At 72.4% G+C, this 24,335-nt stretch carries 20 protein-coding genes; 12 read left to right on the forward strand and 8 right to left on the reverse strand.

Translation table 11 applies throughout. The features are described 5' to 3' along the window. The first annotated feature begins 77 nt into the window (after positions 1-77). The 3 genes from ACZ4VK_RS17545 to ACZ4VK_RS17555 all read left to right on the forward strand — a co-directional run bounded on the left by ACZ4VK_RS17545 (position 78) and on the right by ACZ4VK_RS17555 (position 4,302). Positions 78-2,726, forward strand: a complete 2,649-nt coding sequence (locus ACZ4VK_RS17545) for an AfsR/SARP family transcriptional regulator (RefSeq protein ID WP_468353124.1) — start codon at positions 78-80, stop codon at positions 2,724-2,726. A gap of 121 nt (positions 2,727-2,847) precedes the next feature. After that, on the forward strand, positions 2,848-3,615 hold the full coding sequence (locus tag ACZ4VK_RS17550; protein ID WP_468353126.1) for a DUF4232 domain-containing protein: 768 nt from the start codon (positions 2,848-2,850) through the stop codon (positions 3,613-3,615). Positions 3,616-3,819: 204 nt separating this feature from the next. Continuing rightward, a complete protein-coding gene (locus tag ACZ4VK_RS17555) occupies positions 3,820-4,302 on the forward strand; it encodes a cupin domain-containing protein (protein WP_468353128.1) in 483 nt (160 codons plus the stop codon). On the opposite strand, the gene ACZ4VK_RS17560 is transcribed toward ACZ4VK_RS17555, so the two are convergent. After that, the gene (locus tag ACZ4VK_RS17560) at positions 4,287-5,495 is read right to left on the reverse strand and encodes a threonine synthase (protein ID WP_468353130.1); all 1,209 of its coding nucleotides are present in this window, start codon (positions 5,493-5,495) and stop codon (positions 4,287-4,289) included. The genes ACZ4VK_RS17555 and ACZ4VK_RS17560 overlap by 16 nt on opposite strands. 178 nt (positions 5,496-5,673) lie before the next feature. Between ACZ4VK_RS17560 and ACZ4VK_RS17565 the strand changes: the two genes are divergently transcribed. Continuing rightward, positions 5,674-7,248 carry a S8 family peptidase gene (locus ACZ4VK_RS17565; protein ID WP_468353132.1) on the forward strand — a complete coding sequence of 525 codons (1,575 nt, stop codon included), beginning with the start codon at positions 5,674-5,676 and terminating at the stop codon, positions 7,246-7,248. A gap of 296 nt (positions 7,249-7,544) precedes the next feature. Continuing rightward, complete coding sequence (locus tag ACZ4VK_RS17570) at positions 7,545-8,627, forward strand: DUF4190 domain-containing protein (RefSeq protein WP_468353134.1); 1,083 nt, start codon at positions 7,545-7,547, stop codon at positions 8,625-8,627. Between the two features lie 202 nt (positions 8,628-8,829). Here ACZ4VK_RS17570 and ACZ4VK_RS17575 read toward each other — a convergent pair whose 3' ends face one another. Beyond that, a complete protein-coding gene (locus ACZ4VK_RS17575) occupies positions 8,830-10,176 on the reverse strand; it encodes a glycoside hydrolase family 18 protein (protein ID WP_468353136.1) in 1,347 nt (448 codons plus the stop codon). Positions 10,177-10,430: 254 nt separating this feature from the next. Here ACZ4VK_RS17575 and ACZ4VK_RS17580 point away from each other — a divergent pair, with 254 nt between their 5' ends. The 5 genes from ACZ4VK_RS17580 (at position 10,431) to ACZ4VK_RS17600 (ending at position 15,384) form a co-directional block, all read left to right on the forward strand. Further along, entirely contained in the window at positions 10,431-11,183 is a 753-nt protein-coding gene (locus tag ACZ4VK_RS17580) for a GntR family transcriptional regulator (protein ID WP_468353138.1), read from the forward strand. Between the two features lie 233 nt (positions 11,184-11,416). Further along, entirely contained in the window at positions 11,417-11,596 is a 180-nt protein-coding gene (locus ACZ4VK_RS17585) for an SPOR domain-containing protein (RefSeq protein ID WP_468353140.1), read from the forward strand. A 63-nt stretch (positions 11,597-11,659) separates the two neighbouring features. Continuing rightward, the gene (locus tag ACZ4VK_RS17590) at positions 11,660-12,103 is read left to right on the forward strand and encodes a (deoxy)nucleoside triphosphate pyrophosphohydrolase (protein WP_468353142.1); all 444 of its coding nucleotides are present in this window, start codon (positions 11,660-11,662) and stop codon (positions 12,101-12,103) included. A gap of 143 nt (positions 12,104-12,246) precedes the next feature. Beyond that, complete coding sequence (locus ACZ4VK_RS17595) at positions 12,247-12,669, forward strand: ATP-binding protein (RefSeq protein ID WP_468353144.1); 423 nt, start codon at positions 12,247-12,249, stop codon at positions 12,667-12,669. A gap of 144 nt (positions 12,670-12,813) precedes the next feature. Further along, complete coding sequence (locus ACZ4VK_RS17600; RefSeq protein ID WP_468353146.1) at positions 12,814-15,384, forward strand: SpoIIE family protein phosphatase; 2,571 nt, start codon at positions 12,814-12,816, stop codon at positions 15,382-15,384. Positions 15,385-15,428: 44 nt separating this feature from the next. Here ACZ4VK_RS17600 and ACZ4VK_RS17605 read toward each other — a convergent pair whose 3' ends face one another. Next, a complete protein-coding gene (locus ACZ4VK_RS17605; protein WP_468353148.1) occupies positions 15,429-16,136 on the reverse strand; it encodes a PspA/IM30 family protein in 708 nt (235 codons plus the stop codon). Between the two features lie 74 nt (positions 16,137-16,210). After that, a complete protein-coding gene (locus tag ACZ4VK_RS17610) occupies positions 16,211-18,319 on the reverse strand; it encodes a TPM domain-containing protein (RefSeq protein WP_468353150.1) in 2,109 nt (702 codons plus the stop codon). Between the two features lie 169 nt (positions 18,320-18,488). Between ACZ4VK_RS17610 and ACZ4VK_RS17615 the strand changes: the two genes are divergently transcribed. Together ACZ4VK_RS17615 and ACZ4VK_RS17620 are read left to right on the forward strand one after the other, a co-directional pair. Next, on the forward strand, positions 18,489-19,487 hold the full coding sequence (locus ACZ4VK_RS17615) for a glycoside hydrolase family 18 protein (protein ID WP_468353152.1): 999 nt from the start codon (positions 18,489-18,491) through the stop codon (positions 19,485-19,487). An 89-nt stretch (positions 19,488-19,576) separates the two neighbouring features. Then, positions 19,577-20,368, forward strand: coding sequence for a transglutaminase domain-containing protein (locus ACZ4VK_RS17620; RefSeq protein ID WP_468353154.1), 792 nt, complete (start codon positions 19,577-19,579; stop codon positions 20,366-20,368). Here ACZ4VK_RS17620 and ACZ4VK_RS17625 read toward each other — a convergent pair. From ACZ4VK_RS17625 to ACZ4VK_RS17640, 4 genes are read right to left on the reverse strand one after another with little or no spacing between them, the layout of a single operon-like run. Continuing rightward, positions 20,349-21,119: a succinate dehydrogenase/fumarate reductase iron-sulfur subunit gene (locus ACZ4VK_RS17625; RefSeq protein WP_468353156.1), complete on the reverse strand. Its 771-nt coding sequence runs from the start codon at positions 21,117-21,119 to the stop codon at positions 20,349-20,351. The two genes, ACZ4VK_RS17620 and ACZ4VK_RS17625, sit on opposite strands and share 20 nt — an antisense overlap. Then, on the reverse strand, positions 21,116-23,083 hold the full coding sequence (locus tag ACZ4VK_RS17630; RefSeq protein WP_468353158.1) for a fumarate reductase/succinate dehydrogenase flavoprotein subunit: 1,968 nt from the start codon (positions 23,081-23,083) through the stop codon (positions 21,116-21,118). Before ACZ4VK_RS17630 ends, ACZ4VK_RS17625 begins: the two co-directional genes overlap by 4 nt. Position 23,084: 1 nt before the next feature. Continuing rightward, positions 23,085-23,906, reverse strand: coding sequence for a hypothetical protein (locus ACZ4VK_RS17635; protein ID WP_468353160.1), 822 nt, complete (start codon positions 23,904-23,906; stop codon positions 23,085-23,087). Positions 23,907-23,938: 32 nt separating this feature from the next. After that, positions 23,939-24,166, reverse strand: a complete 228-nt coding sequence (locus tag ACZ4VK_RS17640) for a hypothetical protein (protein WP_468353162.1) — start codon at positions 24,164-24,166, stop codon at positions 23,939-23,941. Between the last annotated feature and the right edge of the window lie 169 nt (positions 24,167-24,335).

Raw genomic sequence — 24,335 nt, forward strand, 5'->3', positions numbered from 1 at the left:
CGCGGGCGGGCGACCCCCTCACCCCACGTATCCTCGACTGCTGGGGAAATGGGGGAGAGGGATCCGGAGGTATACAGGTGGAGTTCCGGCTGCTCGGCTCCGTCGCGCTGGTGACGGAGGACGGGGACGTAGCCTTGGGGCCCGCCAAGCGGTCCAGTCTCCTGGTCATGCTCTTGCTGCGGCCCAACAGTGCCGTGAACGTCGGTCAGTTGATCGACGCGCTGTGGGAGGAGGAGCCGCCCACGCATGCCAAGACCGTGCTCCAGGGGCACGTCTCGCGGCTGCGGGCGCTGCTCGCCGAGCACGGGGCGGAGGCGTACGGGGTCGAGCTGGCCACCCAGGGTTCGGCGTACGTGCTGCGGATGCCCGAGTCGCTGGTGGACGCGCACCGCTTCGAGGAGCTCGTGGGGCTCGCGCAGGTGCAGCGGCGGCCCGCCGACACGGTGCGGATGCTGCGGGAGGCGCTGTCGTACTGGCAGGGGCCCGCGCTCACCGGAACCGTGCACAGCCGCCCGCTCGAGGCGGCGGCCGGGGGGCTCGAGGAGCTGCGGCTCGCCTCGGTGGAGGCGTTGGCGGAGGCGTACGGGGAACTCGGCGAGCACGGCCGGGCCGCCGCCGTCCTGCGGACCGAGGCCGTCGCGCATCCGCTGCGGGAGTCCCTCGCGGCCGCGCTGATGCTGGCCCTCGGCCGTTCGGGGCGTCAGTCGGACGCGATCGACTGGTACCACCGCACCCGTCGGCTGCTCGCCGAGGAGCTGGGCGTCGACCCCGGGGAGACGCTGAGCGAGGCGTACGCGACGCTGCTCCGCTCCGCCGGACCGGTCTCCGTGCCCCGCCCCGCCGTCCCGGCCGCCCAGGTTCCCGCACCGGAGGGGCTGCCGCGGGCGCCGCGCGGGTTCACCGGGCGCGGTGCCGAGCTGGCCGCGCTCGACCGGGCGGCCCTGGTCGGGGACGGCCCCGTCTGTCTCGTCACCGGTCCGGCCGGCGTCGGCAAGACGGCCTTCGCGGTGCACTGGGCGTACGAGCGGCGCACCGACTTCCCCGACGGGCGGCTTTTCGCCGATCTGCGCGGCTTCAGTGACACCCCGGCGCCCGAGACCGCCGCCGTCCTGCGCGAGTTCCTCCTCGCGCTCGGTGTGCAGCCGCAGCGGATTCCGGAGGCCGTGGAGGCGCGGGGCGCGCTGTTCCGTTCCCTGACCGGCGGCCGCCGGCTGTTGGTGGTCCTCGACAACGCCCGCTCCTCCGAGCAGGTCAGGCCGCTGCTGCCCGGCGGTGACCACTGCACGACGCTCGTCACCAGCCGCGACCGGCTCGGTGGCCTCATCGCCTCCGACGCGGCCCGGCCGGTGCCGCTCGGGCACCTGCCCCCTGCCGACGCGGCGGCTCTGCTCACCACCGTCCTCGGCGAGACGCGGGTCGCCGCCGAGCCGTGTGCCGTGGCGCGGCTCGCGGGGCTCTGCGACGGCCTGCCGCTGGCGCTGCGCGTCACGGCGGCCCGCCTCGCCGAGCGGCCGGGGTGGACGCTCGACGCGATGGTCGGCGAACTCGCCGACGAGCAGAGCCGGCTGATGCTCCTCGACGTCGAGGACCGGGGCGTCTCCGCCGCGCTCCGGCTCACGGTGCAGCAGCTGCCCGAGTCGGCGGCCCGGCTGTTCCGCGCGATCGGCCTGCACACCGGCTCCGATCTGGACCGGTTCGCGGCGGGCGCGCTCATCGGGACGTCTCCCGCGCAGGCCTCCGCCGATCTGGACCGGCTCGCCGCGGCGCATCTCCTCACCGAGGCCGTCCCCGGCCGCTGGACGCCGCACGATCTGGTACGGCTCTACGCCCGTCACCTCGCGCCGGAAGCCGATCCGGAGGGCCTGCCGCGCCTCCTCGACCACTACCTCTATACGGGCCTCGCGGCCGATGCCGCCGCGGAACCCGGCTCCCAGCCCTGCTACTCGCTGCCCGCCGACGCCCGCCGGCCGGCGGCGACACGGGAGTTCGAGGACCGGACGGCGGCCCTCGACTGGTACGTGGCGGAGCGCGCCGCCCTGGAGGGCGCGGTGACCGCCGCGGCGGCTCTCGGCCTGCACGACCGGGCGTGGCGGCTCGCCCTGGTCCAGTGGCCGCTGATGCTGATGCGCATCGGGGACGGCTGGACGCCGCTCCTGGAGGCGGGGCTCGCCTCGGCCGAATACGTGGGTGATCTCGACGCCCAGTCGCGGGGACGGGCGCTGCTCGGCTGGATCCTGCACGAGGAGGGCCGGGACGCCGAGGCTCTGGTCCATCTGGAGAAGGCGCCCGGCCTCGCGGCGCGGGCGGGCGACACGATCAGCGAGGCCATCGCCTACGTCAACTACGCCGCCGTCCTCGACGCCACGGGGGAGCACGAGCGCGCGGGACTGCTCATGATCCACGCGGTCTCGCTCGCCGACCGCACGGGTCATCCCTCCACGCAGGCGCTGACCCTCCAGCATCTGGCGGGGCACTGTCTGAAGGCGGGGGACTACGAGTCGGCGCTCGCCCACACCCTTCGCGCCGGGGAACTCGTCGCTCCCGACGCGGTGGTCGTCCAGGCGCAGCTGCAGATCGTCAGGGGTGAGGCGCTGGCCGGTATCGGCCGCCTGGAGGAGGCCACCGACCAGCTGGAACGCGCGATCGTCGCGGCCGACGCGGCCGGTTACCCGGAGGGTTCGGCGCGGGCGGCGGCCCGCCTCTCGCGCCTGTCAGCGGATCGTTAGCGGTACGCAAGCGGGACGGCAGCGCGAGGCGGGAGTCTGATGACTGCACGGAGTACGTGCACTGACCAGACGAGCCAGAGGCGCCGACCGCGCCCACGGCTTCTCACGGGGGAGAACCATCATGCGTACCCACAAGTCCACTGTCCTGGCCGCCGCCGCCATCGCCGCCCTCTCGCTGGGTCTTACCGCCTGCGGCGGCGGTGACACCGGTGCCCAGGACGCGGGAAGCGCGAGCTCCTCGCAGGCGGCGGGCAAGGGCGGGGCCGACAGCGGTGCCGCCGAGGGCTCGGCGGACCAGACCGCGGCGAAGAGCGGCTCGGGCTCCACCGGCGGCTCGACGGCCGGAGGCACCGGAACGACCGGCTCCAAGGCCGGCTCCACGTCCGGCTCCTCGGCCGGGTCGACCTCCGGCTCCACGGCCGGCGGCTCCACCACCGGCGGCAAGAGCTCCGCCACGGCACCGGCCTGCGCCCACGGCGACGTCAAGATCACGGTGGCGAAGGCGGACGAGGTCCCGACCGAGCACGTCGTCCTCACCGCCACCAATGTCTCCGGCCGCTCCTGCACCCTCCTGAAGTACCCGCTGATCGCCTTCGGCCCGATCCAGACCGCCAAGGACATCCCGGCCGTCGCGAAGAGCAAGCCGGCCGGCCCGATCGTCGTGAAGCCGGGCGCGCCCGCGTACGCCAACGTGCGTGTCTCGCTCGGAGGCGTCCACGAGGACAACAAGGTCGTGAAGGCGTTCAACGTGAACCTCTTCGCCGCCGACGGCCCGGCCGAGGGCAGCATCGTCGTCAAGGCGCCCGCGGGCGGCCTCGCGGTCGACGAGGCCGTCGCGAAGACGGGCTACTGGACGTACGAGCTCCGCAACGGGGCCGACGAGTTCTGATCCGTCCGGGGTGCGCGGGTCACACGGGGCGTGAGGGTGCGGCTTCGGGGACGGGATCGGTTCCGGCCACGAAGCCGCGCCCTTCGGCGTTCGCGCCCCTCGGCGTCCGCGCCCCTAGGCGTACGTCGGCGCCCGAATCTCCCGCTGTCAGTACCGCCTGATTGACTGTCAGAGCTGCTGACCGGTGACGAGACGGAGTTCCCCATGTCCTACCCCGAGCCCCGCTACCACGGCGAGACCGGCGAGATCACCGCCTCCTTCCGGCCTGCCGGAGCGCCCGCCGACCTCACCGCGAAGAACGGGACGGAGACGCACTACCTGGCCACCACCGCCTCCACGGGCGGAGAGTTCGGGCTCTACCGCGTCGACATGACCCCGAAGGCGGGCGGACCTTCCACCCACTTCCATCGGGGGATATCGGAGACCTTCTTCGTCCTCGACGGGACCCTCCGGCTCTACGACGGAGACCGCTGGATCGACGCGACCAAGGGCGACTTCCTCTACGTGCCCACCGGCGGGCTGCACGCCTTCCGCAACGACTCCGACGAGCCGGCGTCGTTCCTGATCCTCTTCGCGCCGGGGGCGCCCCGCGAGGAGTACTTCGAGAAGGTGTCGACCGTCGCGACGATGACGGACGAGGAGCGCACCGCCTTCTTCGTGAAGCACGACACCTACTGGACGGACTGAGGGCCGTGCGGTGCGGGGGCCAGGCCCGTCTTCGCCCCCGCCCCGCAGAGCGGCACCACGGTGAGGCCGGGGCGCGGCGGCGCCTCCCGGACCGCCGCCCAGCAGGCCACGCCGGTGGACTCGACGAAGAGGCCGCGGCGGGCCAGGTCCCGCTGGGCGGACCGGATCTGGTCCTCCGTCACCGTCAGGAAGGTGCCGCCGGTCGCGCGTACCGCCCGCAGGATCTGGCGGGCGCGGGGCGGGGCCGGGATCGCGATGCCCTCGGCGAGGGTGGGGCGGGCGGGGGCGGGCGGGCCGAGCTCCTCCCCGCCCGCGTGGAAGGCCGCGGCCAGCGGGGACACGGCTTCCGCCTGGACGGCGACGAGCACCGGCCGGGTGTCCGTGAGCCCGTGGCGGTGGAGTTCGTCGAGGGCGAGGGCGGCGCCGAGGAGCAGGGTGCCGTTGCCGACGGGGACGACGATCGTGTCGGGCAGCCGGCCGCCGAGCTCCTCCCAGAGCTCGTACACATAGGTCTTGGTGCCGTGCAGGAAGTACGGGTTGTAGACGTGGGAGGCGTAGAAGGTGCCGGGCTCGTCGGCCGCCGCCCGTGCCGCGCGGGCCGTCGCCTCGCGGTCTCCCGGCACCTCGACGACCCGGGCGCCGTGCGCCCGGATCTGCTCCAGCTTCTTCGGGGACGTGCCCTCGGGGACGTACACGAGGCAGTCGAGCCCGGCCCGCGCGCCGTACGCGGCGACGGCCGTGCCCGCGTTCCCGCTGCTGTCGGCGACGACCCGGTCGAGGCGGCCGGCCCGTGCGAGGCGGAGGGCGTGGGCGGCGAGCATCACCGCGCCGCGGTCCTTGAAGGAGAGCGTCGGCATGAGGAAGTCGAGCTTGGCCGAAACCGACCCTTCGCCAGGCGCAGCCGGCGTCTCTGTCGCCGGTTTCGCATCCGCCTTCGTGAGCGGTGCGAGTGGTACGAGCGGCGTACGGCCCTCTCCTAGCGTCACCTCCGGTGCGTACGGCATCGGAGGCAGAGCTTCCTCGTAACGCCACAATGAATTTCCGCGTGACGCGAGTGACGGGAGGGAAACCGGCGCACTCACGAACTCCAGGTCCCAGGGGCCGCCGCATCGGGGACAACGCCAGGTGAGCGCGTCCGTGGGCGACTGGATCCGGCACCGGGGGCACACGTAGGCGGTCATGACCTCCAGCATGTCAGCCGTGTGGCGCGGTCGTTGCGGGGTCGGCACGACTCTTGTGTGATTCCTATGGATCCGCCAATCTTTCGCTCGGCAGCCGGATGTCCGGGACTGGCGCAGAGCCTCGCGTCGCCTTGTCATGCTCCTGCCATTCCCCCACAGCAGCGCACCACCAATGAGGAGGACCCCTCACATGTCAGTGATGCGTGACTCACGCCGCCGAGTCGCCACCGCAGCGGCCATAGCCGTCGCCGCCCTCGCCCTCGGCTCCCTCTCCACCCTCCCGGCCGTCGCCTCACCGGCGGCCCCGGAAGGTGTCATCGAGAACGCCGGAGCCGAAGGCGCGATCGCCGGCAGCTACATCGTCACCCTCGAGGAGTCGGCGCAGGCCGAGACCGCGGAGGGCCGCGCGGTCGCCGCCGAGTACGGTGCCAAGATCAAGAAGACGTACACCTCGGCGCTCAACGGCTACAACGTCGAGCTCTCCGAGGCGCAGGCCAAGAAGCTCGCCGCCGACCCCGCGGTGAAGTCCGTCGCGCAGAACCGCGTCTTCAAGATCAACGGCACCCAGCCCTCCCCGCCGTCCTGGGGCCTGGACCGGATCGACCAGCGGGGCCTCCCGCTGAACCAGAGCTACACCTACCCGGACACCGCCGGTACGGGCGTCACGGCGTACATCATCGACACCGGTGTGCGGATCTCCCACAGCGACTTCGGCGGCCGCGCCTTCAACGGCTTCGACGCCGTCGACAACGACAACGTCGCCCAGGACGGCAACGGCCACGGCACCCACGTCGCCGGCACCGTCGCGGGCAACGCCTACGGCGTCGCCAAGAAGGCCAAGATCGTCGGCGTCCGCGTCCTCGACAACAACGGCTCCGGCACCACCGCCGGCGTCGTCGCGGGCATCGACTGGGTGACCCGCAACGCCGTCAAGCCGGCCGTCGCCAACATGAGCCTCGGCGGAGGCGCGGACTCCACCCTCGACACCGCCGTCCGCAACTCGATCGCGTCCGGCGTCACGTACGCCATCGCCGCCGGCAACAGCAACGCCAACGCGTCGAACTACTCCCCGGCCCGTGTGACCGAGGCGATCACGGTCGGCTCCACGACCAACACCGACGCCCGCTCCAGCTTCTCCAACTACGGCACCGTCCTGGACCTCTTCGCCCCCGGCTCCTCCATCACCTCGGCGTGGAACACCGGCGACACCGCCACCAACACGATCTCCGGCACGTCGATGGCGGCCCCGCACGTCGCCGGCGCGGCCGCGCTGTACCTCGGCAACAACCCGACGGCCACCCCGGCCCAGGTGAGCACCGCGCTGGTGAACGCCGCCACGCCGAACGTGGTGACCAGCCCGGGCACCGGCTCCCCGAACCGTCTGCTGTACGTCGGCGACGGTGGCACCACCCCGCCGCCCGGCAAGAGGTTCGAGAACACCGCCGACTACGCGATCGCCGACAACGCCACCGTCGAGTCCCCGGTGACCGTCAGCGGCGTCACCGGCAACGCCCCCTCGGCCCTCCAGGTCCCGGTGAACATCGTCCACACCTACATCGGTGACCTCCAGGTCCAGCTGATCGCCCCCGACGGCTCGGCGTACACCCTGAAGGGCTTCGGTACCGGTGGCAGCGCGGACAACATCAACACCACGTACACCGTGAACGCCTCCTCCGAGGTCGCCAACGGCACGTGGAAGCTGCGGGTCACGGACAACGCGTCCGTCGACACGGGCAAGATCGACTCCTGGGCCCTGCAGTTCTGAGGCGCTCGGAAGGTCTGAGGCGCTCGGAGCTCTGAGCCCTGAGCTCTGAAACCGACGGAACACAGTGAGGGGCGGTCGCCTGCGGGCGGCCGTCCCTTCCGCCCGTCGGCCCCGCGTGCCCGGCCCCCGCACCCCTCCACGTACGATGCGCGACCGATCATCAGTTCGCGTCGCCCGCCCCAAACAGGAGCACCGTACCCGTGGAGCCGACCCAGCCGACCCCGCCGCCCCCCGCGCCTCAGGGGGGCCCGCAGCAGGGGGGATGGCCCGCCCCGGGGCCGTACACCTCCCCAGGGATGCCGTACACGGCCGGACCCTACGTCGGAGCCCCAGGCGGTCCGGGTGCTCCGGGCGCCGGCCCGTACGGCCTGCCCCGGCGTACCACCAACGGGCTCGCCGTCGCCTCGCTCGTCTCCGGCGTCGTCTGCTGCCTCCCGCCCCTCGGCCTGATCCTCGGACTCGTCGCCCTCCCGCAGATCAGGAAGAAGGACCAGGCGGGCAAGGGACTCGCGGTCACCGGCATCGTGCTCTCCGCCGTCAGCTGTCTGCTGCTCGTGCTCGGCCTCGTCACCGGGGGCTTCAGCTCGGCCTGGAGCGGCTTCAAGGAGGGTGTGGACGAGGCGTCCCGCTCGAAGTCGCCGTTCTCGCTGCGGACGGGGCAGTGCTTCAGCGACGCCGGCAAGCTGGAGGAGTACACGGAGGAGGTCACGATCGTCGACTGCGACCGCCCGCACGACGGCGAGGTCACCGGGAACTTCGAGGTCACCGGCATCGACAAGTGGCCCGGCGAGGACGCGATCGACGAGATCGCCCGGACGCGCTGCGAGACGGTCAACGGCGCGTACGCGATGGACACCTGGGCCGTTCCGCAGGACGTCTGGGTCTACTACTACCTGCCGAGCAGCCAGAGCTGGCGCCTCGGCGACCGTACGGTGACCTGCGCGTACGCCACGGAGAAGAAGCCTTTCAAGGGCTCGGTGCGCTCCGACGCGTCCACCCTCACCCTCGACCAGGAGCACTTCCTGAGGTCCGTCAACCCGATCGAGACCGTCATGTACCGCGAGCCGGACGAGGACCCGGACGAGGACTTCGCCGCCAACAAGGCGTGGTCGGTGGAGATGCTCGCGGCGATCGACACGGCGCGCGCGGACCTCGGCGACCACTCCTGGTCCGGCCTCCCCAAGGCTCCGGTCGAGGCGGTCCACAAAGAGCTCGGCGCGGCCTCGAAGGAGTGGCGCAAGCTGGCGACGGCGGCCGACGCGGACGCCTACTGGGAGGCGTACGACAGGGCCTGGGACGCCCTGCCCGACAGCGCGGAGGCACGGACCCAGCTCGGCCTGACGGGCACTCCGCCGGAGGACGAGGGCACCTCGGCCTGAGCCGCTGTCGCATCCGACGGTGTACGGGAACGGGGCCGGGTCTCCGTAGGGAGGCCCGGCCCCGCCGCGTGCGGACCGGTGCGGTGGGCGGGGGAGCGGCGGCCCGTGACCGACCGCCGCTCCCGGCCGCGCACCGCGAGCGGCGGGTCCGGTCCGCGGTTCAGGGGGCCCGGCCGCCGCGCGGGCGGCCGGGGCGGTGGTGTCAGCGCCGGGTCAGACCCCGGTCGATGGCGGTGATCAGCTCACCGTCCGGGGTGTCGCCGTCGAGGGACCAGACCATCGCGCCGCCGAGTCCGTGCTGCCGGACATAGGACGCCTTGGTGCGCAGCACGGTCGGGTCGTCGTAGGTCCAGAGGGTAGTGCCGTCGAAGAGCCAGGCATGGCCGTTCCGGTGTCCCCGGTGCAGCTCGTACGTCCCCGATGCGGCCAGCTTCTTCAGGTGCTTGTAGTCCTCCGAGCCGGCCGCCCAGGTCGCGGGGGCGGGGCCGGCCGCCGGCTGCCCGAGGCCGTCGCCGCCGCCGGTCACGCCGGTCCAGCCCTGGCCGTAGAACGGCATGCCCACCACGAGCTTGTGGGCGGGGGCGCCGCGCCGCAGCCAGGCCTTGACGGTCTGGTCGACGCTGAAGTCGTCCTTGGCGAAGAGCGCGGACTGCTGGGCGGTCGTCTGTTCGCCGGAGACGTGGAAGTCGTAGCCCTGGAGGTTCACGAAGTCGAAGTCCCGCATGATCCTGGCGACTTCGAAGCCCGCGTCGATCTTGGCGGGGGCGGTGGGCACGTAGGCGCTGAGCTCGTAGTGCTCGCGCTTCGGCAGAGAGCGGCCGTAGGCGTCGAGCTGGGTGCGGAACTCCCTGACGAGCTTGGTGAAGTTGGGCTTGTCCTCCGGGCGGACGACGTTCCCGGGGGCGCCGTCCGAGCCCGGCCACTCCCAGTCGAGGTCGATGCCGTCGAAGACCCCGGCGGCGGCCCCGCCGCCGCCGCGTGCGCCGTCGACGGGCAGGTCGCCCTTGATGTACGTGTCGATGCAGGAGGCGACGAGGGTCTTGCGGCCGGCGTCGGTGCGCACCGCGTCGGAGAAGTGCGCGGAGCCGCTCCAGCCGCCCAGCGAGATCATGACCTTGAGGCCGGGGTTCTTCGCCTTGAGTTCCCGCAGCTCGTTGAAGTTTCCGGCCAGTCGCTGGTCGGCGGAGTCGCCGACGCCGTCCACCGAGGTGGCGGCGTCGAGGGGGCGTACGTAGTCGGCCCAGGGGTCGGAGCCGGGGGCGTTGCCCATGAGGCACCTGCCGTCCGGACCGATCACGCCGAAGGCGTAGTTGACGTGACTGAGCTTGGCGGCGGTGCCGCTCGTCTCCAGGTCCTTGACCTGGAAGTTCCTTCCGTAGATGCCCCATTGGGTGAAGTAGCCGACGCGCTTCGGCTCTGGCCTGTGCCCGGAGGTGTGGTGTCCGGGGGGCTGGTGGGCGCCGGCGGTGGGGGTCAGGGTGGCGAGGAGGCCGAGAGCGGCCGCGGCGGCCGCGGCGAAGGTCAGCTTGGTCATGGCTCTGGGACGCATGGGCTCGTTCCTGTGCGAGGCGGGATGGCGCGTGCGAGGGGGAGCGTGCAGGCGTGCGGGGCGTGCAGGCAGGAACGTATTGGTCTGGACCAATGCGGGTCAAGGGGTTCGACGTCATCTACTCGGGGTGACCGTGGGTAGCAAGGTTTGCCGCCTGGTCGTCATCACTTCGAGTGAAACTTTGGCCCATGCTTGCGGACCGCGACCCTCGGTTGTCACGCTGTAGCTGACAGTCAACCTGAGGGGAGTGTCCAGTGACGTTCGGTGAGCAGCCCGCCTATCTGCGCGTGGCGAGCGATCTGCGGGAGAAGATCGCCAACGGCTCGCTTCCGCCGCATACCCGCCTCCCCTCGCAGGCACGCATCCGCGAGGAGTACGGGGTGTCGGACACCGTCGCGCTGGAGGCCCGCAAGGTACTCATGGCCGAGGGGCTCGTGGAGGGGCGCTCCGGCTCGGGCACCTATGTGCGGGAGCGGCCGGTGCCGCGCCGGATCGCCCGCTCCGGCTATCGCCCGGCATCGGGAGCCAGCCCCTTCCGGCAGGAGCAGGCGGCCGAAGGGGCGCGTGGCACCTGGGAGTCGGGGAGCGAGCAGGAGCCGGCGAGCGCCGAGGTGGCGGAGCGCCTCGGGATCGAGCCGGGGGAGCGGGTGATGCGCACGCGGTACGTGTACCGGGACGGGGGTGAGCCGATGATGGTCGCCACCTCCTGGGAGCCGCTCGCCGTCACCGGCCGGACGCCGGTCATGCTGCCCGAGGAGGGCCCGCTGGGCGGCTGCGGAGTCGTCGAGCGGATGGCGGCCATCGATGTGGTCGTGGACAACGTGGTGGAGGAGGTCGGGGCCCGGCCGGGCCTCGCCGAGGAACTCCTGGCGCTCGGCGGGGTGCCGGGCCATGTGGTGATGGCCGTGGAGCGGACGTACTACGCCTCGGGGAGGGCCGTCGAGACGGCGGACGTCGTGGTCCCCGCCGACCGCTACCGCCTGTCGTACCACCTGCCGGTGCGGTGAGCCTCCGGCGGTGAGGGGGTTGGCCCAGGGGGTGGTCGCCCACTCCGTCCGGAGGGGCGGCTCCCTCTCAGGGTGTGCGCTTCGGCCGCCCTCCGTCGGTTCCCGGCCGATCCGTATCTCTTTGTGCAATTCCGTATCCGCTGTGTGAAGGTCAGGCGTAAGCTCCGGCATATGCGGATTGCGGTTTCCCGGAGATCCTTTGCGGCGCCCGGACCGGCGGAGGGAGAAGCCTGATGACCGACAGCGGCCCCGACCTCGCCTGGCTCGTCATTCGGCAGGACGACAACGGCAACCGCTACCGGGTGGGGCGGTACGCGACCAAGGACGAAGCGCAGAGGATCGCGGACAGTCTCGACGACCGCGGCCACCGGCAGCTCTACTGGGTCGAGCGCATCGGCAGCCCCGCCCTCTGAGCGGAGGCGCCCCCGCCCTCTGAGCGCGGCGGGCTCCGGCAGGGCCGGGCTACGCTCGCGCCCATGACGGAACGCACCACCGACCCCGCCGCGCCCCCTGTGGTCGTCGTCGCGGGCGCCCTGTACGGCGAGGGGCGTCTGCTGGCCGCGCGCCGCAGCGCCCCCGCCGAGCTCGCCGGCCGCTGGGAACTGCCCGGCGGCAAACTCGAACCGGGCGAGAGCCCCGAAGAGGCCCTGGTCCGCGAGCTGCGCGAGGAACTCGGCGTCGAGATCGAGCCCGGTGAGCGCATCCCTGGCGAGTGGCCGCTGAAGCCCGGATACGTCCTCCGGGTGTGGACCGCCCGGCTGCTCTCCGGCGAACCGCGCCCGCTGCAGGACCATGACGCGCTGCGCTGGCTCTCCCTCCCCGAACTGGACTCGGTCGACTGGCTCGACCAGGACCGTCCCGCCGTCGCCGAGGCCGCCCTGAGACTCCCGGCGGCGCCCGAAGCGGGAGCGCGCGGCTGAGTCCCTACGCCGTTCGTGCCACCGTGCGCCCGCTGCTGCGCCCAGCGCGATATTCCGCCCTGAATTTCGGGTATGTCCCGATTGACCCGCTGGAAGAGGACGTGGGCCTTCCTGCTGACGCACGGCTGGGGAAGTGATCGGGTGTGATCGACACCGACGGCGACCGCGCCGAGTGGAACTTCCCGGCGGAGGCCAACGCCGTGCGCACGGCCCGCCACGCCGTGCGCGAGACCCTGCGGGCCTGGGAGCTCGACACGGCCCTCGGCGATGTGACGGTCCTGCTGGTCAGCGAGCTGGTGACCAACTCCCTGCGGTACGCCTCCGGCCCGATCGGGGTCCGCCTCGTCCGCCCCCGCTCCGACGGCACCGATCCGGCCCAGCCACCCGCCCTGCTCGTGGAGGTTTCCGATCCGCTTCCGGATCCGCCCACCGAGCGGGCCCCCGGACCCGAGGACGAAGGGGGCCGAGGCCTCGGTCTCGTGGCCTGTTCCGCCCGCCGCTGGGGAACCCGTAAAGGGAGGACCGGCAAAACCGTATGGTTCGAGCTGGCTCTGCCTGGTGAGTAAACAGGGTGGGACAACGATCACCGGTACTCGGCGCGAGGCGAACGAGACCACCCTGTGATCGTGAACGTCGTGCCGCCGGGGCCTGCCGTATTGAATACTGCGGGCATGGCCGGTCCGGTGCGGTGAGCTGGAGGGGACGGTCGCGTGAGCGAGATACCTGAGACGACGAGTGGCGGCGTCGTGTGGCAGAGCAGCCCGCCCGGCTCCCTCTATGACTACATCCGGGTGGCCTCCTTCTCGATCGGGCCCGACGGTCTGGTCGAGCAGTGGAGCCGCCGGGCCGTGGACCTCTTCGGAGTCACCGCCGAAGAGGCCAGGGGCAAGGACCCGGTCGAGGCCTTCATGCCAGCCGACCTGCGCGAGCGTGGTCACCGGCGGGTCAGGGAGATCCTCGACGGCAAGGAGTGGACAGGCCTCGTCCCCTTCCGGATGCCCGGCGAGGACAAGGCCCACGGCATCGCCGAGATGTACGTCATGCCGAGCGAGACCCAGTCCGGGGAACGCGCCGCGCTCTGCATCGTCGTCGACGTCCGCGCCCTGCGCCGCATCGAGACCGACCTCGCCGCCTCCCAGGCGATATTCGGCCAATCTCCCTTCGGATTCCTCCTCTTCGGCACGGACCTCACGGTGAAGCGGGCCAACCGGCGCTTCGCCACCGTCTTCGGCGGCTCCGCCGACGACCACCGCGGCCGCACCGTCCACGACTACCTCAACCGGTCCGAGGCCGACCGGATGACCGCCGCACTCCGCAGCGTCCTGGAGACCGGCGAGTCCGTCACCGACTTCGAGATCGTCGGCGCCGCGCCCGGCGCCAGGGACCGCCGCCACTGGTCCATCAACCTCTACCGGGTGCACAGCGGCTCCGGCCGCCCCATCGGCGTCGCGGGCCTCGGCATCGACGTCACCCGCCGCCACAACGCGGCCAGGGAAGCGGCCAGCGCCCGCCGCAACCTGGCCCTGCTCAACGAGGCCGGCGCGCGCATCGGCAACTCCCTGGACCTGGAGGTCACCGCGAGGGAACTGCTCGACGTCGCCGTCCCCGGCTTCTGCGACCTGGCCTCCGTCGACCTCTACCAGGGCCTCCTGACCGGCGACGAGGCACCGCCCGGCCGGTGGGGGAGCTCCCACGACATCGGCTACGGCGCCGGCAGCGCCGAACTCCGCAGGGTCGCCGTCGCCAGCGCCGTCTCCGACACCCCCCTCAGAACCGAAGCGGGACCCGGACCGGGCAGCGGCTGTTGCGGACCCGAAGAGATCGAGCTCGGGGCCGTCCACCGCTACCCCTTCAACTCGCCGTGCGCGGGCGCCCTGCGCACCGGCCGTCTCCGGACCGTACCGGGCGCCGACGGCGACCTCGTCCAGTCCACCCTCGTCGTCCCGATGGTCGCCCACGACATCGTCGTCGGCCTCGTCCAGTTCTCCCGCACCAAGGGCAGCGAATCCTTCGGGGAACGCGACCGGGCCCTCGCCGTCGAACTCGCCGCCCGCGCCGCCGTCTGCATCGACAACGCGCGCCTCTACCGCCGCGAGCACGAGCGGGCCCTGATCCTCCAGCGCAGCCTGCTCCCGCCCGGCGACCCCGAGGCGGCCGGACTCGACATCGCCTGCCGCTACCTCCCCGGCACCGCCGCCACCGAGGTCGGCGGCGACTGGTTCGACGTCATCGAACTCCCCGGCCACCGGACGGCCCTCGTCATCGGGGACGTCATGGGCCGCGGCCTGCGCGCCGCCGTCGCCATGGGCGAACTGCGCACCGCCGTCCGCACCCTCGCCCAGCTCGACCTCGAGCCCGCCGAAGTGCTCTCCCACCTCGACGAGATCGCCCGCGGCCTCGGCGCCCCCATCGGCGCCCAGCAGTCCCGCGGCCACAAGTCCCGCGGCCCGGAACTCTCCGAGGTCTACCTCGCCACCTGCGTCTACGCCGTCTACGACCCGGTCACCCGCCGCTGCACCTTCGCCAACGCCGGGCACCTCCCGCCGGTGCTCGTCGAACCGGGCGAGGAAGCCCTGCTGCTCGACGTACCCCCCGGGATGCCGCTCGGGGTCGGCGGCGAACCCTTCGAGGAGGTCGAGGTCGAACTTCCGGAAGGCTCCCTCCTCGCCCTCTACACCGACGGGCTCGTCGAGTCCCGCGACCACCCCCTCGACGAGGGCCTGAGTGCCTTCAGGCGCGCCCTCACCGACCCGGCCCGCCCCCTGGAGGACGTCTGCGACCGGGTCCTCAACAGCCTGGAGACCGGGCACGGCGAGGACGACATCGCCCTCCTCATGGCCAGGATCCAGGGACTGCCCGCCGAGGCCGTCGGCGACTGGCGGCTGCCACGGGAACCCCGCTCGGTCGGCCGGGCACGGGAACTCGCCCGCGCGCAGCTCAAGGCCTGGGACCTCGAACCGCTCATCGACACCGTCGAACTCCTCGTCAGCGAGCTCGTCACCAACGCGCTCCGCTACGGCGAGGGGGAGATCCGGCTGCGGCTGCTCCGCGACCGGACCCTCGTCTGCGAGGTCTGGGACGCCGGTCTCGTGCAGCCCCGGCGCCGCCGGGCCAAGGACACCGACGAGGGCGGCCGGGGCCTTCAGCTGGTCGGCCTGCTCAGCTCCTCCTGGGGCTCGCGGCGCACCCCGCGCGGCAAGACCGTCTGGTTCGAACTTGCCCTGCCGGACGGCGAGGGGGCGGCCGAACCGACGGTGGAACAGCTCCTCAGCATGTTCTGACCGGCGCCGGGCCCAACCGGACGCCCGCCGGAGGCACCTGCCGATCAGCCCTTGAGCGCGGCCAGCCGGGCCTCGATCTCGGCGCTGTCGCCCAGCGCGTCCAGCTGCTCGAACTGGGCGTCCAGGGAGGAGGCGGCGAGCTCCTGCTTGCCCATCGCCCGCGCCTCCTCCCGGCGCACCTTGTCCTCGAAGCGGCTCAGCTCGCTCGTCGGGTCGAGCACGTCGATGTTCTTCACGGCGTCCATCATGCGGTTCTGCGCCCGCGCCGACGTGGCACGGGCCACCAGCTCGTCCCGCTTCGCCTGCAACTCGCCGAGCTTCGCCTTCATCTGGTCCAGGCCCGTCCTGAGCTTCGCCACCACCTCGGTCTGCGCGGAGATCGTCGGCTCCGCCGTCCTCGCCTCCTTCTCCGACTGGAGCTGGCGGCCCAGCGCCACCTTCGCCAGGTTGTCGAAGCGGTCCGCCTCCGCCGTCTGCCCGCCGCTCCGCAGCTCGTCGCCCTTCCGGCTGGCGGCCAGCGCCTTGCCGCCCCACTCCTTCGCCGCCTCCAGGTCCTCCTGGTGGTCCTGCTCCATCAGCCGGAGGTTGCCGATGGTCGCGGCCACCGCCTCCTCCGCCTCCGCGATGTTGTTCGAGTAGTCGCGGATCAGCTGGTCCAGCATCTTCTGCGGATCCTCCGCCTGGTCCAGCAGGGCGTTGATGTTGGCCTTCGCCAGCTGGGTGACCCGGCCGAGAATGGTCTGCTTGCTCATCGCTCTTCTCCTTGCGCGGTACGGACAATTCCTCGAAAGGGACAGGAACGGGCAGGACACGGCTCGCGCCGCCCTCAGAAGCGGCCGCCGCCGCCCAGCCGGCCGCGCGTGCCGCTGCCGCCGAAGCTGCCAGGACCGCCGCCGAAGCCTCCGCCCCCGAACCCCCCGCCCGAACCTCCACCGAACCCCCCATGTCCGCCTCCCCTTCCACCGCCGAACAGTCCGCCGAGGATGATGCCGCCGAGCACCGCACCGCCGAGCCCGCCGCCACCGCTTCCTCCCACTCCTGTTACACCGCCCAGGCCGTTCGGGTTCCCATAGGTCCGTACGTCCTGCTCGGCGAGGTCCTGGGCGCGCCGGGCCAGGGCGTCCGCCTGCTGGGCCTCCACGAGGGCGGTCCCCGGGTCGCCGGCGTCGGAGAGCGCACGCGCCTTCTCCCAGCGGCGCTGGGCCTCGGCCAGGCGGGTGCGGGCCTCGCTGCCCACCGCGCCCCGGTGGGTGGTGACGTAGTCCGAGGCCGCTCCGATCGCCGAGCGGGCCGTCAGCATCGCCTGATCGAGGAGCGCGCGGGCGCGCCGCGTACCCGACTCGCGCTCCCGTGCGCCCTCCAGCGCTTCGTCGAGCGCCGCGTCGGCCTCCTCGACCCTGCGCAGGGCGTCGATCGGGTCGTACCGCCCGGCGTCCACGAGGCGCCGCACCTCCGCGACCACCGACCGGGCGCGGGCGATCCGGCCCTGGAGGTCCGCCGTGGACACCCCCTCGGTGGTCCCCTTCAGCAGGCCCTCGGCGTCGGCGAGGTCCGCGTCCGTCTCCGACAGCGCGCCCGGCAGCCTGCCGACCGCCTCGGCGAGCTCCTGGGCCCGCCGGTCCACGGCCTCGATCAGCCGGGCCGCCTGGTCCACGGCGCCCTCGGCGGCCCGGATGTGGACGGCGGCCCCGCCGTTGTCCCCGGCGTCGATCTGCTGGCGGGCCTGGTTGACGTGGGCCGTGGCGAACACGAGCCGGTCCTTGGCCTGTTCGGCATGGCCCGCGACGGGCGCCGTGGCCGTCTCTGCGTACCGCTCGCGCATCGCGGTGAGCGCCGCCTCGGCCGTGCCCGTCCTTCCGGTCTGTTCCCTGAACGCGGCCTCGACGGAGTCCAGGGCCTGGGGCGCGGTCCGCTCGAGGGCCCGGAGCCGGTCGAAGTCCTCGCTCTCGGCGTCGAGGCGCGCGTTCGCCTCCGCGCAGCGGCGCAGGATCTCGCCCAGCATGGTCCGGCGGGCCGAGTCGTCCTCGGGGAAGGCGTCGTCGAGCTTCTGTCGCAGCCGGAACGAGGCCGTCAGCTGCTCCTTGGCGAAGGCGACCGCCTCGGTGAAGGGGCGCACCGCCTCCTCCCCGAACTGGGCGGAAGCAAAACCGAGTTCCTCCTGGCTGGTGCGGACGGCGTCGTCCGTGTCGACGAGCGTCCGGCGGGCCTGTCCGTCGAGCGCGTCGAGGGACGGCGGCGAGGGCTCCTTCGGGGCGCCCCAGGCCTGCCCGCCCTGCGGCGTGGTGCGCGTCTCGGTCCGCCGGCGCCGTTTGAGGTACGCGTACGCGCCGACGGCCCCGGCGCCGCCGACGAGGGCGACCGGCAGGAGCAGGTCGCTCCCCGAGATGCCGTCCTCGGCGGCGCCGCCCGGGTCGGCGGGCCCGGGGGTGAGCGTCGGGACGGGGACGGGCTGTCCGGCGAGGACGGCGGTGTATCCGTCGGCGGCGCCGATCGCGGCGCCCGCCCAGTCGTTCTGCCGCAGCGCCGGTTCGATCGCCGTCCGGGCCACCTCGTCGAGCTGGGCCTGGGTGAACCGGGAGCCCGGGTCGGCCGAGTAGCCGTACTGGCGGTCGTGGGTGGCGACGGCGAGCAGGACGTCGTCGAGGCCGAGGCCGTTGCGCTCCGCCGTGGCGTCGGCCCAGGTCTGGCCCGAGCGGCCGGAGAAGTCCCGTACGTAGACGACGAAGAGCTGGATCCGCCGCTGGTCGTAGAGCCGGTCGAGGGCCTGGGCCACGGCGCTCCGGCGGTCACCCAGGGCGCCCACCCGGTCGGTGATCTGACTGTCCCGGGACAGGACGGCGGGGTCGTCGGCGTGGGCACCGTGAACGGCGGGCACGAGGAGCCACCACGCCGCCACCAGTACCGCGAGAAGGGTTCGGGTGGCTATTCGTGTCACAGAAGGGAGGCTATGTCCGTGTATGTCGCTCCGCGAGCGGACCGGGGCCGGACGGAAACCATTCTGCACAGCCCTGCGTCACTGTCGGTAGTCACCGCTACGGTGTGAAGCGGTGATACCGACGGCACGACGGCTCTGGGGGGCTCGGGTGAGTGGACGGCTGAGGAGTATGTGGCGAAGGGGGCGCTGGTTCGCGCTCGTCCTGGCCCTGGTTCTGGTGGTGCCCCCGCTGTTCAGCGCGCTGGCCCTGCGCGTCAACTACGCGGGCGACCTCAGGGCGGACGCGAAGACCCGGGGCAAGGACGCCATCTGGCTCGGGCACGCCTGGGTCGACGGGCGGAAGAAGGACGCCGACCTCGCCGCGTTCGCCGAGCGGATCAAGGGCACGGGCATACGCGACCTGTACGTCCACGCCGGCCCGCTGGAGCACGACGGCACGCTGCCCGCCGCCCGGTATCCCCGCGCGAAGTGGCTCATCGACGCCGTGCACCGCACGATGCCCGGGATACGGGTGCAGGCCTGGCTCGGCGACATCCTCGCCACCGAGGGGCCCGAAGGGCTGCACCTGGAGAAGGCCGAGTCCCGGGCCGCCGTGGTCACCTCGGCCCGGGAGATCCTGGACACCGGCTTCGACGGCGTCCACTTCGACCTGGAGCCGTTGCTCTCCGACGACGCGCACTACCTCTCCCTCCTCGACGACCTCGGGGAGCTGACCCGGGCGCGGAAGGCCCCGCTCTCGGTCGCCGCCCACCAGATCGACCCGCTGCCGGGGCTGCACTCGGTGAACAGCGCGATCAGCGGCAGCGAGAAGTGGTGGTCACAGGAGTTCTTCGGAGAGGTCGCCCGACGGGTCGACCAGATCGCCGTCATGTCGTACGACACCTGGATGCCCCTGGAGAGCCTCTACGGCGGGTACGTCGCCCAGCAGACGAGCCTCGCCCTCGAAGTGACCCCCGAGTCCACCGACCTGCTCATGGGACTCCCCTTCTTCCACGAGGACGACCTCGGCCACCACGACAACGCGGAGACCGTCGAGGCGGCCGTCCGGGGCACCAGACTCGGCCTCGGACGCACCGACCCCAACCGCGAGAGATTCGGCGTCGCGCTGTACGTCGACTTCGCCGCGAAGGAGGGCGACTGGGCGGCCTACCGCGCCGGCTGGCACTGACGGGGACCCCGCGCGCGGGGTGGGAGGCGGGCGGAGGAGGATGGTGCGATCGGTGCGGATCCAGCCGCCGCGCACAGGGGGAGTACGCCATGACCAGCCGTCTCTTGATGCCCTTCCGGACCGTCGGCGGGGTCCCGGCCCCCGTGGCGGAGACCCCGGGATCCACCCGGCCCACACCGATCCTGGACCTGGCGCACCCCCGGGTCACCGCGCTCGTCGAGCGGGTGCGGCGCGAGGCCGAGGAGCGGGGCGCGGAGTCGGACCGTGCCCGGCTCCGGACCGCCCACGGGATCATCGCCGCCACCGTGCGGCCGGTCTACTCCGTCGAGGACCTGCGCCGGGTGTCGCGGACGCTGCGGCTCGGCCGTGGATCGTGCAGCCAGCGCATGGCGGTCCTCGAGGCGGTGGCCCGGTCGCTCGGCGTGCCGACCCGGGTGCGGGGCCTGCTCGTCGACGGCGCGTTCTGGTACCCGCGCTTCCCGAAGGTGCGGCCGTTCGTGCCCGAGGAGGTGCTGCTCGCCTGGCCCGAGTTCCTGCTCGACGACACCTGGGTGCCGATCGCGGAGCTGTTCGCGGGACGAGGAGGCGCGGCCACGGCCCCTGCCCCGAGCGGATTCACCAACTCCGGCTCCGAGACCCTCTTCGAGGCCGTGGCCCGGACCACCGTCGACTGGGACGCCCCGGCCGCCTGCGCCGGCGCCGCCCCCTGCGACCTGTCCGCCCACCTCCGTACGGACCTCGGCCGCTTCTCCTCGCGCGACGAGCTGTTCGCCCGGCACGGCCAGACCCTGTGCCGCCCCGCCCGGACCCTGGCCGAACCGGTCCTCGGCCGCTGGAGCGCGGGGACGGGCGGGGCGGGTGTTACGCCTTCCGCCGCCTGATCGTCTTGCCGAGCCACACGAGCGGGTCGTACTTCCGGTCCACGACCCGCTCCTTCAGCGGGATCAGGGCGTTGTCGGTGATGCGGATGGACTCCGGGCACACCTCCGTGCAGCACTTGGTGATGTTGCAGTAGCCGAGGCCGTGGTCCTCCTGCGCCGTCCGCCGCCGGTCGACGCCGGCCTCGTCCGCCGCGTCCAGCGGATGCATGTCGAGCTCCGCGATCCGCATGAGGAAGCGGGGCCCGGCGAAGGCCTCCTTGTTCTCCTCGTGGTCGCGCACCACATGGCAGGTGTCCTGGCACAGGAAGCACTCGATGCACTTCCTGAACTCCTGCGAGCGTTCCACGTCCTCCTGCCGCATCCGGTACTCGCCGGGACCGAGACCCGTCGGCGGCACGAAGGCCGGGATCTCCCGGGCCTTCGCGTAGTTGAAGGACACGTCCGTGACCAGGTCGCGGATGACCGGGAACGCGCGCATCGGGGTCACGGTGATCACCTCGTCCCGGTCGAACACCGACATCCGCGTCATGCACAGCAGCCGCGGTCTGCCGTTGATCTCGGCCGAGCACGAACCGCACTTGCCGGCCTTGCAGTTCCAGCGCACGGCGAGATCCGGCGTCTGGGTGGCCTGCAGACGGTGCACGACGTCGAGGACGACCTCCCCGTCGTTCACCTCCACGGTGTAGTCGGTCAGGGCACCGCCGTCGGCGTCCCCCCGCCACACCCGGAACCGCGCGTCGTACGTACTCATGCGCCCAGCTCCCCTTCCAGCTCGTCGTCGGCGAGGTACTTGGCCAGCTCCTCCGGCTCGAACAGCGCGAGCAGATCGGGCCGTACGGGCTCTGTACGGGTCCGTTCGAGCGTGATCCCGCCGACGCCACCAGCCCTGTCGTCGCCACCCGTACCGCCGTCGCCACCGGCCCCGTCGACACCGCCGGTCCCGTCGCCGTTCGCCCGGCACAGCAGGTTCACCGGCCGCCAGGCGCGGTCCATCCCCGGGTAGTCCTCGCGGGTGTGCCCGCCCCGCGACTCGGTGCGTTCCAGGGCGGCGCGGGCCACGCACTCGCCGACGAGCAGCATGTTCCGCAGGTCCAGGGCCAGGTGCCAGCCGGGGTTGAACTGCCGATGGCCCTCGACGGCGATCCGCCGGACCCGCGCCCGCAGGGCGGCGATCCGCTCCAGGGCCTCGGCCATCTCGCCCTCCCGCCGGATGATCCCGACGAGGTCGTTCATCGTCTGCTGGAGTTCCTGGTGGAGCGTGTACGGGTTCTCCCCGGGGCCCGACGCCGGGCCGCCGAACGGAGCCAGCGCCTCCGCCGCAGCGGCCTCCACGTCCGCCGCCGCGACAGGGCCGCCGGCCTTCGAGAGCGCGTACTGCGCCGCGTACAGACCGGCTCGCCGTCCGAAGACCAGCAGGTCGGAGAGGGAGTTGCCGCCGAGCCGGTTGGAGCCGTGCATCCCGCCCGCGACCTCACCGGCGGCGAAGAGCCCCGGCACGCCCACCGTCGCCGCCGTCTCCGATTCGACGGCCACCCCGCCCATCACGTAGTGACAGGTCGGCCCGACCTCCATGGCCTCCGCCGTGATGTCGACATCGGCCAGCTCCTTGAACTGGTGGTACATCGAGGGCAGCCGCCGGCGGATCACCTCGGCCGGCATCCGGGTCGACACGTCGAGGAACACCCCGCCGTGCGGGGAGCCGCGCCCGGCCTTCACCTCGGCGTTGATGGCCCGGGCCACCTCGTCGCGCGGCAGCAGCTCGGGCGGGCGCCGGTTGTGGTCGGGATCCTCGTACCAGCGGTCGCCCTCCTCCTCCGTCTCGGCGTACTTCTCCTTGAAGACGTCGGGGACGTAGTCGAACATGAAGCGCCGGCCGTCGGAGTTCCGCAGGACGCCGCCGTCGCCGCGCACCGACTCGGTGACGAGGATGCCCTTCACCGACGGCGGCCAGACCATGCCGGTCGGGTGGAACTGCACGAACTCCATGTTCACCAGGGGCGCCCCGGCGAGCAGGGCGAGGGCGTGCCCGTCGCCCGTGTACTCCCAGGAGTTCGACGTCACCTTGAAGGACTTGCCGATGCCGCCGGTGGCGAGGACGACCGAGGGGGCCTCCAGGACGAGGAAGCGCCCGCTCTCCCGCTCGTAACAGAAGACCCCGGCGACCCGCCCGTCACCGTCCTTCAGGATGCGGGTCACCGTGAACTCCTGGAAGACCTTCAGGCGCGCCTCGTGGTCGCCGGTCTCGCGGTGGTCCTCCTGCTGGAGTCCCACGGTCTTCTGCTGGAGGGTGCGGAGCAGTTCGAGGCCGGTCCTGTCGCCGACGTGCGCGAGCCTCGGGTACTCGTGGCCGCCGAAGTTGCGCTGCGAGATGCGCCCGTCCGGTGTGCGGTCGAAGAGCGCGCCCCAGGCCTCCAGCTCCCAGACGCGTTCGGGGGCCTCCTGGGCGTGCAGCTCGGCCATCCGCCACTGGTTGAGGAACTTCCCGCCGCGCATGGTGTCGCGGAAGTGGGTCTTCCAGTCGTCCTGCGGGTGGACGTTGGCCATGGAGGCGGCGATGCCGCCCTCGGCCATCACGGTGTGCGCCTTGCCGAAGAGGGATTTGCAGATGACGGCCGTACGGGCGCCCGCACGGCGTGCCTCGATCGCGGCCCGCAGCCCGGCGCCGCCCGCGCCGACCACGACCACGTCCCACTGCTCTCGCTCGACGTGCGTCATCTCAGAAGAACCTCGGGTCGTCGAAGGTGCCGGTGGCGAGCAGGTACACGTACAGGTCGCAGAGGGCGACGCTGATCAGGGAGGCCCAGGCGAGGAGCATGTGGCGGGCGTTGAGCCGGCCGGTCCAGGTCCACAGCCGGTAGCGGACGGGATGCTTCGAGAAGTGCCGCAGCCGGCCGCCGACGATGTGCCGGCAGGAGTGGCAGGAGAGGGTGTACGCCCAGATCAGGGCGATGTTGACGAGGAAGAGCAGGGTCCCGAGCCCGGCGTGCCCCCAGGCGTAGTCGGCGTTCCGGAAGGTGAGCACGGTGTCGTACGTGAGGATTCCGGCCACCGGGAGCGCCGCGTAGAAGAAGTACCGGTGGAGGTTCTGCAGGAGGAGCGGGAAGCGGGTCTCGCCGGTGTACGCGCGGTGGGGTTCGGCCACCGCGCAGGCCGGGGGAGAGGCCCAGAAGCCCCGGTAGTAGGCCTTCCGGTAGTAGTAGCAGGTCAGCCGGAAGCCCAGCGGGAAGACCAGGATCAGCAGGGCGGGCGAGAGTCCCCACCAGCTGCCGAAGATCTCCCAGTTCGGTCCGCCCTTCATGGGGACGCAGTTCTCCGCCAGACAGGGCGAGTAGAACGGCGAGACGTAGGGGGCGGCGTAGTAGTCGGCGCCGGCGAAGGCCCGCCAGGTCGAGTACACGACGAAGGCGAGGAGTCCGGCGGCGGTGGCGGCGGGGGAGAGCCACCACCGGTCGGTGCGCAGATGGCGGGCGGTGATGGCGGCGCGGCCGGGGAAGCGAACCCCCGTCGCCGCGCCGGGGGGTTCCGTACCTGTGGCCAACAGGTCCTCCTACGGTCGGTCGCCGGTGGGTCCTACGGCGCGTGGCGGTCGCGTGCTCCCAGTCCCTCGTCGTCCGTGTCCGTCCACAGTCCGCTGTCGTACGGCGTGTCGGGGATGGTCACCAGGCTCTCGGCGCGTCCGGAGGCCGGGGCCGGGGGTGCGCCCCGCTCCGCCGTGACGGAACGCTCCAGCTGTCCGACCGTGCGGACCAGGTCTTCGAGGCAGCGCTTGACGGCCGCCAGATCGTCCTGAACGGACATGGTTCGCCCTCACTTCCGCGAGCGGCTTCGGCAGGAGTGTCGCGCGTCACATCCCGCTTGGGAAGCCATGTGCACGGGATTCCACTCGTCCGGAGCGCCCGGCCTTCGGGGGGTTGGGCCGCACGAGTGGCGTTTTCCGGACGCGCCGCCGTGTCGCCATGGCCGGATC

The sequence above is a fragment of the Streptomyces sp. NPDC028711 genome (genome assembly GCF_055565415.1).

Bases quoted from the DNA above. Each gene is read 5' to 3' on its own strand.
- ACZ4VK_RS17605 (WP_468353148.1), bottom strand. From the start codon at position 16,136: ATGAGCAAGCAGACCATTCTCGGCCGGGTCACCCAGCTGGCGAAGGCC.
- ACZ4VK_RS17550 (WP_468353126.1), top strand. From the start codon at position 2,848: ATGCGTACCCACAAGTCCACTGTCCTGGCCGCCGCCGCCATCGCCGCC.
- ACZ4VK_RS17590 (WP_468353142.1), top strand. From the start codon at position 11,660: ATGACGGAACGCACCACCGACCCCGCCGCGCCCCCTGTGGTCGTCGTC.
- ACZ4VK_RS17630 (WP_468353158.1), bottom strand. From the start codon at position 23,083: ATGACGCACGTCGAGCGAGAGCAGTGGGACGTGGTCGTGGTCGGCGCG.
- ACZ4VK_RS17585 (WP_468353140.1), top strand. From the start codon at position 11,417: ATGACCGACAGCGGCCCCGACCTCGCCTGGCTCGTCATTCGGCAGGAC.
- ACZ4VK_RS17565 (WP_468353132.1), top strand. From the start codon at position 5,674: ATGTCAGTGATGCGTGACTCACGCCGCCGAGTCGCCACCGCAGCGGCC.
- ACZ4VK_RS17615 (WP_468353152.1), top strand. From the start codon at position 18,489: ATGTGGCGAAGGGGGCGCTGGTTCGCGCTCGTCCTGGCCCTGGTTCTG.
- ACZ4VK_RS17555 (WP_468353128.1), top strand. From the start codon at position 3,820: ATGTCCTACCCCGAGCCCCGCTACCACGGCGAGACCGGCGAGATCACC.
- ACZ4VK_RS17640 (WP_468353162.1), bottom strand. From the start codon at position 24,166: ATGTCCGTTCAGGACGATCTGGCGGCCGTCAAGCGCTGCCTCGAAGAC.
- ACZ4VK_RS17625 (WP_468353156.1), bottom strand. From the start codon at position 21,119: ATGAGTACGTACGACGCGCGGTTCCGGGTGTGGCGGGGGGACGCCGAC.
- ACZ4VK_RS17575 (WP_468353136.1), bottom strand. From the start codon at position 10,176: ATGCGTCCCAGAGCCATGACCAAGCTGACCTTCGCCGCGGCCGCCGCG.
- ACZ4VK_RS17560 (WP_468353130.1), bottom strand. From the start codon at position 5,495: ATGCTGGAGGTCATGACCGCCTACGTGTGCCCCCGGTGCCGGATCCAG.
- ACZ4VK_RS17620 (WP_468353154.1), top strand. From the start codon at position 19,577: ATGACCAGCCGTCTCTTGATGCCCTTCCGGACCGTCGGCGGGGTCCCG.
- ACZ4VK_RS17570 (WP_468353134.1), top strand. From the start codon at position 7,545: ATGCCGTACACGGCCGGACCCTACGTCGGAGCCCCAGGCGGTCCGGGT.